Source organism: Savagea serpentis, from assembly GCF_015351395.1.
Taxonomy (GTDB): Bacteria; Bacillota; Bacilli; order Bacillales_A; family Planococcaceae; genus Savagea; species Savagea serpentis.
Window position 1 is genome coordinate 923,506 of the sequence record NZ_JADKPV010000001.1, and the last position, 12,117, is coordinate 935,622.

Consider the following 12,117-nt stretch of genomic DNA (forward strand, 5'->3'; position numbering starts at 1 on the left):
TACCGCTTTTTTATATTTTTACTTTTCTACGCATGCGAGCATCCAATGCTAAATAAACAAAAATAGTCACTACGACGAGCGCACTGCCGATGAAGTACATCGTTTCAAATCCAGAACGATCGACGATCACTCCCCACGTATACGCACCGAATGAAATGCCGATATCGAAGAAAATGAAAAATGTCGCAATCGCGTGGCCACTACGCTCGTGACTCGTACTTTGAATCGCCATCGTTTGAAACCCAGGAAGCAATGTTCCGTAACCGATTCCGATCAAAGCAGCGCTCACTAATAAAACAATTCCCGTCGTCGTGAATCCGAGTAACATTAAGCCGAATGCAAATAATCCTAAACAAGGAATGAGTACAGCCCTCGGACCTTTTTCATCAAATGCGCGCCCGAGTGATGGACGCGTCAACAACATCAGGCCTGCATACACTAAAAAGAAATAACTCGCGACATGCGCAAGACCAATTTCTTCCGCATAAATCGGAACGAATGACAAAATACTTGCATACGCAAAACCGACAAGTCCACTTAATATTCCGACAGGTAATGCTTTCACTTCAATTAAATCATGGAATGATAATGAAAAATCCGTTTGTTTTCGCTCTTTTTCTTCCACATTTAAGAACAGAGACGTCACTAAACTAATAAGCATCACTGCTGTCAACACAATAAATAGCATATGAAACGATAACTGTTGGGCAATTAATAAGCCGATGAATGGACCGATGACGACAGCTAAGTTCATCGCCATCGCAAAATACCCCATACCTGCTCCCTTTCGCTCTTTCGGGATGACGTCAACCGCAATTGCACTCATCACTGTGGTCACGACAGCGAATGAAATCCCGTGTAAAAAGCGAATCGCCAGCAATGGCATGAAATCGTCAATTAATAAATAGAACCCCATCGTAATGGTATATAGCAATAACATGAGAAGTAAAACTTTTTTCTTTCCGAAAATTTCTAACAACTTTGGTGCGAAAGGACGCACGAGAATGGCCGCCACGAGCATACTCGTCACAACTAATCCTGCGCGGGCTTCAGACTCCCCTAATTCGTGAATTACATATAAAGGTAAAGTTGTTAATAATGCATAAAATACAATAAACACAAAAAAATAAGCGACGGATATCGTAATGAAATCCTTCGTCCATATTTTCGTTGATGGTTGTTCCTTCGTCATACAGTGTCTCGGTCTCCTTTTATCTTTCCTAGCAACTGGTACAATTGCTCTTTTTCTGCTTGATTTAAATCGCGTAATAATGTCGCTTCCATTTGTTGCATACTGCGTTTTATCTCGGGTAACTTTAACTCTCCTCTCGGCGATAGTCGCACTAAACGTTCGCGCTTATCTTCCCCTTCTTCGCGAAGGATCCAATCCTTCTCTTCCATACGCCGCAATGTACGCGTTACAGTCGGCGCTTCAACATTTAAATATTTCCCAATTTCCGCTTGCACCATTGGGCCTTGTGTCGCCAAACAGTAAATGATCGCCCATTGTGCGCTATACAATTCATATTCACTCAATGTCGCATTCGCTTCTTTCTCCAAAAGTCTCGTCTTTTGATGAAGTAAATGAACTAATTCATGATTAATAATAGATTTCATGCCATTCTCCTTATAGTTACCTAGGTAAGTAATAATATAATTCTACACAAATAACATTTTATTTGCAAATAACGTTTGAACTTTAGTAAAAAAAGGAAAAGAGATGTATCTTATTTTAGTAGAGGTGATCAAAGATGAATGAAACAATGCACGCGAAATTACGAGAGGTCGATTTTATTCAATTACAATTTGCTGATTTATTCGGCAGACCGAAACATATCGAAGTTCCGAGTTCTGAATATGAAAAAGTGCTCGATAACGAGATGATGTTTGACGGTTCTTCTATTGAAGGATTTGCCTCCATCGAAGCGAGTGATATGTACTTAAAACCGGATTTGTCAACTTGGACAATTATTGAAAGCGAGCCATATCGTGTCGGACAATTTATTTGCGATATTGCTCTTCCAAATGGCGAACCATTCATCGGTGATCCACGCAGCAATTTAAAACGCATGTTACGGAAAATGGAATCGCTCGGTTTCGATACGTTTAACTTCGGAGCGGAACCGGAGTTTTTCTTATTAGAAAAAGACGGATCTCGTCATGACGATGCAGACTATTTCGACCTCGCACCTTTCGACAAAGGAGAAATATGTCGACGCGAAATTACACTCTCCCTTCAAAAACTCGGATTCCGAATTGAAGCAAGCCATCATGAAGTCGCTCCTGGACAACATGAAGTCGATTTCCAATATAGCGACGCACTCACAACGTGCGACCGTCTTCAATTGTTCAAAACGGTCGTCAAAAGAGTGGCAGCAAAGTATGACTTGGAAGCGACATTTATGGCAAAACCATTTTACGGCATGAACGGTTCAGGAATGCATGCGAATGTTTCTCTTTTTAAAGAGGGCGACAATATGTTTTACGATGAAAAAAGCAAGGAAGGTTTAAGCGATATTGCGTACCAATTTATCGGAGGCGTGTTAGAACATGTGTATGATTTTTCCGCGATTACGAACCCGACCGTCAACTCATACAAACGACTCGTCCCAGGCTTTGAAGCACCAAGTTATATCGCGTGGAGCACGTCCAATCGTACAGCACTCATCCGAATTCCAGCGAGTCGTGGTCTCGGAACACGTATTGAGGTCCGTTCTGTTGACCCGATGGCTAATCCATACCTCGCAATGACCGTCATTTTAGCGGCAGGACTTGCGGGCATTGAGAAAAAAGCACTGGCCACTCATCGAGTCGATGCGAATATTTTTCATATGACACCGGAAGAACGTGAAGCGAGTGACATTCACACATTACCGAGCGACTTAGACCATGCGCTCATCGCTCTCGAAAAAAGTGAATTGATGAAAGAAGCACTCGGCGAATCGATTCATACTGCTTATCTTCGATTGAAACGCCAAGAATGGGATGAATACCGCACGATGGTTCATGACTGGGAACGTGCGATGTATCGGAACTATTAGGAGGAATCCATAGCCCGAGCGCTATTTTCAGACGGTCCACGAACTGGACGCTATATGCTCGGAAAAGATTATATTCTTTCTTAGAACAACAAACATTTTCTTCTATCTATTTCAAATTACACTCATTTAGTATTATCATTTTTATGTTAATTAAAAGTAGCGCCTTGCTATTTAATATTTGACGTGATTTTCATTATGACATTTTTTCGAAAAAGTCCATCTATTGTGAACAACATAAAAAACGTATGAAACCAAAAGTTTTCCTTTGATTTCATACGTTTTCGATTTGCTATCACTCATGTTGACCTTCTTTTCATTCACGAAAGAAGTTTTAGTAGTGCTTGTTCTGATTGCATCGCTCATCGTTCTCATTTACGAATGAATTAAATACGTCGGTGTTTTTCCTTCGCTTTTCTCAATAATATTTTGAATCGCTTTGTAGCGAATTTCGAAAAAAGCATCCTCTGAATACCATGCCGCATGAGGAGATAAGACGACATTCGGCAATGTGCGAAGCGGGCTATTGGCTGGGAGTGGTTCTGTTTCCGTCACATCTAAATAAGCCCCCGCAATTTCTCCATTTTGCAACGCTTCAATCATCGCTTCTTCATCGATGATCGGACCGCGCGCTGTATTAATAATGTAAGCATTTGATTTCATCGCTTGGAAAGCTTCACGATTCAATAAATGGTGCGTCGCTTCAATTAATGGCACGTGCACAGAAATAAAATCACTTTCTGCGATAATTTCTTCCACCGTCGCTTTTTCGACATCGACAGCGCGCATATCTTCTTCGCTTACAAATGGATCGTAAGCCATCACATTGTAACCGATCGCATTTAATTTTTCAGCGAGGCGACGCGGGATTTTTCCAAATCCGAGCAAACCGACTGTCGCCTTCGAACTGCGAATCGGTAAATCCGCTACTTTAAAATCCCAATGGCCTGCACGCGTGTCGTTATAATAAGGAATAATACGACGTGCTGCTGCTAAAATAAAGGCGAGCGAATGATCACTCACTTCATCGATACAGTAGTCATTCACATTCGCGACATCAATCCCACACGCTTTGGCAGCTGCAACATCTACCATATTGATGCCGATACCGTAGCGAGAAACAATTTGCAAACGCCCTGCCTCTTGCGCTTCTTTTAAAATGTCTTCATCGATATCCGCATATAAAATAAGCAATGCATCGCTCGTTTTTGCCGCTTCAATAATGCGTTCTTTTTCACGACTTTGCAAAATTTGAAATTCGAGCCCTGCTTCTTCAAACATGCGCTCTTCTAATTGTGTATCTTCCCATTCATGATCGACTAAAGTGACCTTAAACAAAAGACATTCCTCCTAAAGTAAAATAAGTGACAACGCTGGAATATATGTGATGAGTAGTAACGTTAACACGAGCACTAAAAAGGCTGGAATAATCGCTTTACTCAACGTTTCGATTTTCAATTCTGAAATGCTCGACGCCACAAATAAATTAAGACCGAGTGGCGGTGTAATAAACCCTAAGCTTAAGTTAACGATCATAATGATTCCGAAATGAACGGGATCGATACCCATCTCCACAGTGAGTGGCAATAAAATCGGCGTTAAAATAATAACGGCCGCGATCGTTTCCATAAATGTGCCGATAATGATTAACAAAACGTTCACGATAAGTAAAAAAAGTAACGGATTCGTCGTAATGTCTGTAATCGATTGGGCAACAGCGTTCGGAATTTGTTCGAGCGCTAAAATGCGTCCAAATACAGCTGCCGCTGCGACGATTAACATAATCGTTCCTGTCGTAATCGATGAATCATAAATGACGCGAATCGTTTCTTTTATCGACATTTCGCGATAGACGAATAAGCTTAAAATTAACCCGTACACGACGGCAATGACCGCTGCTTCTGTCGGTGTGAAAATACTTCCGTAAATCCCACCTAAAATGACGACGGGCATGAACAATGCACCTTTCCCACGATTGAGTGCATGCAGTCTTTCTTTCCACGTCGCTTTCTTTTCGACAGCGTAATTTTCACGTCTCGCATGAACGACCGACCAAATAATTAAAGCGAGACCCATCAAAATACCTGGAATAATTCCTGCTACGAAAAGGTCACCGATTGAAGCGCTTGCTGAAACGCCGTAAATGACGAGCGGAATGCTCGGCGGAATGACGATTCCGATCGTACCCGCTGCCGCGACGAGCGCTGTAGCGAATGATTTATTATATCCTCGCTTCGTCATCGCTGGAATCATAATCGTTCCAATCGCTGCGACCGTCGCTGGACCTGATCCTGAAATCGCTGAGAAAAACATCGCCGTTAAGACGGTAGCGACCGCGAATCCTCCACGATAATGCCCGACGAACGAACTCGCAATATCTAATAAACGTTCGGAGACGCCCCCTTTTCCCATGAGCACACCGGCTAATATGAAGAAAGGAATCGCCATTAAAGGAAAGGAATCATTCGCTGTAATGAGCACTTGCGTCATTAAACTAAAAGGTAATGCGATATCTGTCAAAACGATCGTCGCTAAACTTGCTAAAAGAAGAGCGAACCCGACAGGTACAGACAATAGTAATAAAATAATTAAAGATCCGAACAATACAATTCCTGTACTCATAACGTCTCGCTCCCTTCTTTCTCTTCTTCATCCGTCACATATAAACGAATCGAAGCTTGAATTAAACGCAAAACAGCAAACAAAAATCCAACAGGTAAAGAAGCATATACCGCCCACATCGGCACTTGTAAAATAGAAGACTTTTGATTGAACGTCATCATATTGTCAACGAGTTCAATTCCTTGCATAAGGAAGAAAATCGATAAACCGATTAACATGATGTACACGATTTGTTGTAAGACGACTTGCGCTACTTTCGGCAAGCGGTCCATCACGATATCAATGCTAATATGTTTCTTTTCAACGAACGCCACACCGATCGATAAAAAGATTAACCAAATAAATAAGTAACGAGAAGCTTCTTCCGTCCACGTTGCCGCATCATTTAACACAAAACGTGTAAATACTTGCGTAAAAATTAAGACGACCATGATTGACATAAATAATGTGATCATCACTTTCTCAAACATATCAAGGAAGGAAACTATTTTTTTCATCGCATAATCCTCCTATAACGAAAGCGACGGTTCCACAGGAAGCTGATGCGCCTGTCACTCGACAGGCACACACGCTCCATCCGCGCTCGTATCGCTTCTACTGTCTTATTCCACTTCTTTCATTAAACGCTCAAATAATTCAGCACCGACTAATTCTTCAATGTCTGGATAGACAATTTTCATCGTTTCACGGAATTCATTTTTCGCTTCATCGCTTAATTCGACCACTTCCATTCCTGCATCTTGAAGCAATTGTAATGAAGCTGCTTCATCTTCTGCAGAGAGTTTTCGGTTATGATCACGCGCTTCGAGTACCGCTTCATCTACTACTTGTTGTAAATCTTCTGGTAATTCTTCATAGAATTTTTTGCTCATAATGACTGGCCACGGAGAATACATATGACCTGTTAATGTTAAATGATTTTGTACTTCTTGGAATTTTTGTGCGTACATTAATGCGAGTGGTGACTCTGCTGCATCTACGGTCCCTTGTTGTAAAGCGGAATAAAGTTCTGTGAAGGCGATGGATGTCGAGTTCGCACCTGTCGCATTCCACGCTTTAATTTGCTGTGGACTTTCCAGTGTACGCATTTTTAACCCTTTCATATCGCTCATTTTTTCTACAGGACGTTTACTGTTCATTAAATGACGGAATCCATTTTCCCAATAGCCTAATCCTTTAATTCCGACTTCTTCTAATTGTGTCAATACTTCCGCCCCAATTTCACCGTCTAATACACGATGGGCTTCTTCATGGTCTGAGAACAAGAATGGAAGATCCCATAAGTACATCCCCGGGCTAAATGCTGTAAGAGGAGCACTTGAAGGCGCTGCCATCGTTAAGTTTCCAAGTTGGATCGCTTCAATCATTTCGCGCTCTCCCCCAACTTGACCATTCGGGAAAATTTGAACTTCGATGCGACCATCTGATTTCGCTTCGACGACTTCTTTAAATTTCTCAAAAGACCCTTGTGCGAAATGGTCTTCCGATGCTGCGTGTCCTGCTTTAATGACATACTTATCTTTCCCACCATCTGTCGTTTCTTTCTCTTTATCTCCACCACAAGCTGCTAAAACGACCATTAATACTGCCAATAAACCGAATTGTAAAAGCTTTTTCATTGCGCAATCCCCCTATGATTTCACATTATTTTGCTTCTGCTGCTAATTGTTGTGCCACGCCGATAATCCAATCTTCTTGCCCACCGATCGCTCCCATTTCCGCGATGCGCATTAAAATGTCTCGCGCGTCGACGCCATACTCTTGTCCCGCACGCTCTGCGAACAATAAGAAACTTGAGTAAACGCCAGAATATCCGAGCATTAAACTTAAACGGTCGATTTGAACCGGACGCTTCATCATCGGTTTCATTAAGTAGTCCGCCGCATCCATCACTTTATACAAGTCGACATTATGATCAAGTTCGAGGCGATTCATGACCGCGATGAGTTGCTCTAGTGCGGCATTCCCTGCCCCTGCACCCATTCCTGCCAAACTTGCATCGATGCGTGTCGCTCCTTCTTCAATCGCGACAATCGAGTTTGCGATTCCGAGTGATAAGTTGTTATGCGCATGGAAACCAATTTCCGTTTCAGGCGAAAGCTTTTCTTTGAACATTGAAACGCGTGCGCGTGCATCATCCATCGTTAAAGCACCAGCAGAGTCCACGACGTAAATCGTTTTCGCTCCGTAAGACTCCATCTTTTTCGCTTCTTCGACTAAATTTTCAGGCGTCGTACGGTGTGACATCATTAAAAATCCGACTGTATCCATGCCGAGTTTAACTCCTGCTTGAATATGTTGCATCGAAACGTCCGCTTCCGTACAATGCGTTGCGACACGTACGACAGATGCTCCTAAGTCATGCGCGCGTTTTAAATCGTCGATAATCCCGATTCCTGGAATTAATAACACGCCCACTTTTGCATGTTTACTATTTTCAACTGCGGTACGAATAATTGTTTCTTCACTTTCTTTTGAAAATCCGTATTGTAATGAACTTCCTCCAAGACCGTCGCCATGTGTCGCTTCGATGATGTCTACACCTGATTCGTCAAGAACTTTCGTTAATTCTGCGATTTGCTCTTGTGAATATTGATGCGAAATCGCATGCATTCCGTCACGTAACGTTACGTCGTTAATTGTAATTTTACTCATTTAGAAGCTCCTTTCACTTGTGCATATTGCTCTGCTGTTCGGATTGCGGCTGCTGTAATGATGTCTAAATTCCCTGCATACGTCGGTAAAAAATCACCCATACCTTCTACTTCAATTTGAACCGTGACAACGTTTTCTTTCAATACGGGCTCTGCTTTATAACGATATCCTGGCACGTATTGCTTCATCACTTCTACACGCGCATCTAAAGCTCGGCGAATTTCTTCATAGATTTGTTCCGAATGCTCTGCAATTTGCATGTATACAGTATTACGCATTAAAATCGGTGGCTCTGCAGGATTAATCACGATTAATGTTTTACCTTTTTTCGCGCGTCCTACCACTTCAAGTGCTTTCGATGTCGTCTCTGTAAATTCATCGATATTTTGACGCGTTCCAGGTCCTGCGCTTTTACTCGAAACACTCGAAACGATTTCAGCGTATTCCACATCGACGACTTCACTCACTGCATGAACGATCGGAACAGTCGCTTGTCCGCCACATGTAACCATGTTGACATTCGCTTCATGATGGATGAGTTCTTCCGTTAAGTTGACTGCTGGAACGACGAACGGACCAACTGCCGCTGGTGTTAAATCGATTGCAAATTTCCCCATCTCTTTTAAAATCGGAGCATTCGCCGCATGAGCATGTGCGCTCGTCGCTTCAAAAACGATGTCGACTCCTTCTTGAAGTTGTTTAAATCCTTCCATTCCTTCATGAGACACTTGCATGCCATTTTCTTTCGCCATGCGGAGCCCTTCTGAATTCGGATCAATTCCAATCATGACAGTAGGCTCGAGATATTCGCTTCTTGCTAATTTAATCATTAAATCTGTTCCGATATTTCCTGAACCGATAATGGCACATTTCATTTTTTTATTCATCGTATTCTCCTCTACTTTCTATTTTAAAAACCGCTTCACTATAATAATTAGATGCTCCCATTAAATGAGCCGTTAAAGCTTTTTGGGCAGTCGCCACATCATACTTGATGATGGCATCGACAATCGCCAAATGCTCGTTTTGAATTTTTTCTTTCCGTGTTAACGTATGACGAGCGGTCACTTCAATCAGTGTTTGCGTCGTTTCGTTTAACGATTGCCACATGCGCATTAATGTTTTATTTTCAGACATACAAACGAGCGTGTAATGGAAATGAACGTCTGCTTCAATATGAGAATTATCAATCATAACGTCGTCAATGACACGTGATTCTTCCATTTCTTTTAAGGCTAATTGCAAAGTCGGTAAGTAACGCGCTACAATTTCGGGTCGAATATTTAATAAAGCATTCGTTTCAATTAAAATTCGAGCATCGTATAAATCTTGCACTTCTTTTTCCGTGAATGGTTGAACGATGGAACGACCATTCGTTCGCGTCTCAACAAATCCTTCTGCTTCTAATTTCTTAATCGCTTCTCGGATCGGACCACGACTTACGCCTAACACTCCTGACAACTCAGACTCTTTTAAGTGCGTTCCTTCTTTCAGTTCATGTAACATAATTTGTTTACGCAACATTTGAGCTGCTTGATCGCTAATCGATTGTTTTGTAAGTCGCATTTTTCCACCCCTTCCTTTTAAAAAAGTCATTCGCAGTTTGTTTCATCACATTTGACAAAAGTTAAATTGTCAGAATATTCTGTTCTGATAACAGTTAACTTCTGATTCTTAATGTAAACGGTTTCTCGAAAATAGTCAATACGTTTTTTTAGCTTATTAAGAAAAGTTTTTTATGAAAAGCAAAGAAAAAGTGCTAGCTCACAACGATTTAAATGATTTTTTCGCATAAAAAAGACGAAAAGAAAATTCTTTTCGTCTTTTTGTTCTTTAAATGACTTGTAAGCGATCTTCGTCATAAAAATCACCAGAATTAAATCGTTGAATCGGACCGTCCCATTTTTTACGAGTAATCGAGCGATATTGCTCGTTCGTATATGTGCCGATCACTTTCTTCCAAAACTTTTGAGCAGGGACATTCGTCGCGTCTTGGCGCACTTCCCACTCTCCTTGTAATGAATCGAATAAGCGGGTCGCCACTTTGCGTCCTAAGCCGTACTGACGATATTTGCGCATAATAAAATAATCTTGCAAATACCAAAATGATCCTGTCTCGTCTGTTATTTTTTGAATTAAAGCAAATCCTGCGTACTTTCCATTGTATTTAATGAAATGAGGATAATTCGCCTTATTTTTCACATATTGAGCGACATCAATATATTCATAACTCCCTGAGTCGAGGACATCTGCCTCATCGAACTCCGAATAGTCATAGCAATATAAATCAATGAGCCGCTCCAATGTCCTGGCGTCTTCCTCGTCTGCGGGTACAATTTCAAGTGTTGATTTGCGTGCGATCGTTAACATAATACATCTCCTCATAAAATTTTAATGAATCTTTTTCTATATTACCATTTTCTTTCCGATTTCTCGACTACTTTGCTCGAACTAGTCATTGACGGGCTTTTAACCTATCCCGTATGATAAGAACAAATGGAAAGGAGCATCCTATATGATGAAAATTTCATTATTACAAGAAGCGAAAGCACTCGATTTTGAAAATAAATTAAAAGCATATCGCGATGAGTTCTATTTAAATGATGGTCAAATTTACTTCGATGGCAACTCCCTCGGATTAATGAGCAAGCGAGCGGAAATGGCGCTCGACTATTTAACAGATTCATGGAAGCGTTATGCGATTGACGGCTGGACGAAAGGCGCATACCCTTGGTTCACATTGTCAGAAAAGTTAGCCGAATTAAGCGCTCCCCTCATCGGTGCGAAAAAAGAAGAAGTGATTGTGACAGGTTCGACAACGTCTAACTTACACCAATTGCTTGCAACATTTTTCAAACCGACAGAAAAACGCAATAAAATTTTGGCGGACAATTTAAACTTCCCGACCGATATTTATGCGATTAAATCAAAGCTCGAACAACACGGGCTCGATCCGAATTCACATTTCATTCAAGTGGAAAGCCGTGACGGCCATACGATTGAAGAGATCGATGTTATCGCAGCGATGCGTGAAGACGTGTCCATCATCATTTTGCCGAGCGTTTTATATCGCAGCGGTCAAATTTTAAACATGCAACAATTGACACAAGAAGCGCATGAGCGTGGTATTTTAATCGGCTTTGACCTTTGTCATTCCATCGGCGCGATCCCCCATGACTTATCGAAATGGGGCGTCGACTTCGCTTTCTGGTGTACGTACAAACATTTAAACGGCGGCCCTGGTTCTGTCGCTGGCCTTTACGTGAACGAACGTCATTTCGGTACTGCTCCTGGTCTTGCCGGCTGGTTCGGCAGCGATAAAAACCGTCAGTTCGATATGAGTCATACGATGACACAAGCGATGACAGCCGGTGCTTATCAAATGGGGACACCGCATATTTTAAGTGCCGCTCCGCTCTTCGGTTCACTCGAAATTTTCCACGAAGTCGGCATCGATGCAATTCGGAAACGTTCGCTCGAATTGACGAACTTCTTAATGAAACTTGTTGAAATCGAACTCGACGGATACGGCTTTACAATTTCGAACCCGCGAGAAGATCATCGCCGAGGCGCACATGTTTACTTAGAACATCCTGAAGCGGCGCGCATTTGTAAAGCGCTGAAAAAAGTGAATGTCATTCCAGACTTCCGCACCCCACGTGGCATTCGTCTAGCACCTGTCGCCCTTTACAACACAGCAGAAGAAGTGTACGACATGGTACAACGTTTGAAAAATATTATGGAACATGAAACGTATAAAGAATTTTCTAATGCACGAGAAATTGTCTCCTAATTCGAAAGA

12 protein-coding genes are annotated in these 12,117 nt (G+C 41.8%); 2 read left to right on the plus strand and 10 right to left on the minus strand.

Annotated elements, in window-relative coordinates; translation table 11 throughout:
• Nucleotides 1–10: 10 nt before the first annotated feature.
• Together IRY55_RS04810 and IRY55_RS04815 are read right to left on the minus strand one after the other, a co-directional pair.
• On the minus strand, nt 11–1,192 hold the full coding sequence (locus tag IRY55_RS04810; protein ID WP_194562107.1) for an MFS transporter: 1,182 nt from the start codon (nt 1,190–1,192) through the stop codon (nt 11–13).
• Nucleotides 1,189–1,617 (minus strand): MarR family winged helix-turn-helix transcriptional regulator, encoded by a 429-nt coding sequence (locus IRY55_RS04815; protein WP_194562108.1) that lies wholly within the window; start codon nt 1,615–1,617, stop codon nt 1,189–1,191. The genes IRY55_RS04810 and IRY55_RS04815 overlap by 4 nt, the downstream gene beginning before the upstream one ends.
• A 134-nt stretch (nt 1,618–1,751) precedes the next feature.
• Between IRY55_RS04815 and IRY55_RS04820 the strand changes: the two genes are divergently transcribed.
• Nucleotides 1,752–3,041, plus strand: a complete 1,290-nt coding sequence (locus IRY55_RS04820; protein ID WP_194562109.1) for a glutamine synthetase family protein — start codon at nt 1,752–1,754, stop codon at nt 3,039–3,041.
• 372 nt (nt 3,042–3,413) lie between these two features.
• Here IRY55_RS04820 and IRY55_RS04825 read toward each other — a convergent pair whose 3' ends face one another.
• The 8 genes from IRY55_RS04825 to IRY55_RS04860 all read right to left on the minus strand — a co-directional run bounded on the left by IRY55_RS04825 (nt 3,414) and on the right by IRY55_RS04860 (nt 10,685).
• A complete protein-coding gene (locus IRY55_RS04825) occupies nt 3,414–4,376 on the minus strand; it encodes a C-terminal binding protein (protein ID WP_235961014.1) in 963 nt (320 codons plus the stop codon).
• A gap of 12 nt (nt 4,377–4,388) precedes the next feature.
• On the minus strand, nt 4,389–5,660 hold the full coding sequence (locus IRY55_RS04830) for a TRAP transporter large permease (protein WP_194562110.1): 1,272 nt from the start codon (nt 5,658–5,660) through the stop codon (nt 4,389–4,391).
• Nucleotides 5,657–6,157, minus strand: coding sequence for a TRAP transporter small permease (locus tag IRY55_RS04835; RefSeq protein ID WP_194562111.1), 501 nt, complete (start codon nt 6,155–6,157; stop codon nt 5,657–5,659). The genes IRY55_RS04830 and IRY55_RS04835 overlap by 4 nt, the downstream gene beginning before the upstream one ends.
• 105 nt (nt 6,158–6,262) lie before the next feature.
• On the minus strand, nt 6,263–7,279 hold the full coding sequence (locus tag IRY55_RS04840; RefSeq protein ID WP_194562112.1) for a TRAP transporter substrate-binding protein: 1,017 nt from the start codon (nt 7,277–7,279) through the stop codon (nt 6,263–6,265).
• Nucleotides 7,280–7,304: 25 nt separating this feature from the next.
• Nucleotides 7,305–8,315 (minus strand): 4-hydroxy-2-oxovalerate aldolase, encoded by a 1,011-nt coding sequence (gene dmpG, locus IRY55_RS04845; RefSeq protein WP_194562113.1) that lies wholly within the window; start codon nt 8,313–8,315, stop codon nt 7,305–7,307.
• Nucleotides 8,312–9,202: an acetaldehyde dehydrogenase (acetylating) gene (locus IRY55_RS04850; RefSeq protein ID WP_194562114.1), complete on the minus strand. Its 891-nt coding sequence runs from the start codon at nt 9,200–9,202 to the stop codon at nt 8,312–8,314. Before IRY55_RS04850 ends, dmpG begins: the two co-directional genes overlap by 4 nt.
• Nucleotides 9,195–9,881 (minus strand): GntR family transcriptional regulator, encoded by a 687-nt coding sequence (locus IRY55_RS04855; protein ID WP_194562115.1) that lies wholly within the window; start codon nt 9,879–9,881, stop codon nt 9,195–9,197. The genes IRY55_RS04850 and IRY55_RS04855 overlap by 8 nt, the downstream gene beginning before the upstream one ends.
• 267 nt (nt 9,882–10,148) lie before the next feature.
• Complete coding sequence (locus IRY55_RS04860) at nt 10,149–10,685, minus strand: GNAT family N-acetyltransferase (RefSeq protein ID WP_194562116.1); 537 nt, start codon at nt 10,683–10,685, stop codon at nt 10,149–10,151.
• Nucleotides 10,686–10,830: 145 nt separating this feature from the next.
• Between IRY55_RS04860 and kynU the strand changes: the two genes are divergently transcribed.
• Nucleotides 10,831–12,108 (plus strand): kynureninase, encoded by a 1,278-nt coding sequence (gene kynU, locus IRY55_RS04865; protein WP_408015123.1) that lies wholly within the window; start codon nt 10,831–10,833, stop codon nt 12,106–12,108.
• Nucleotides 12,109–12,117 lie beyond the last annotated feature (9 nt).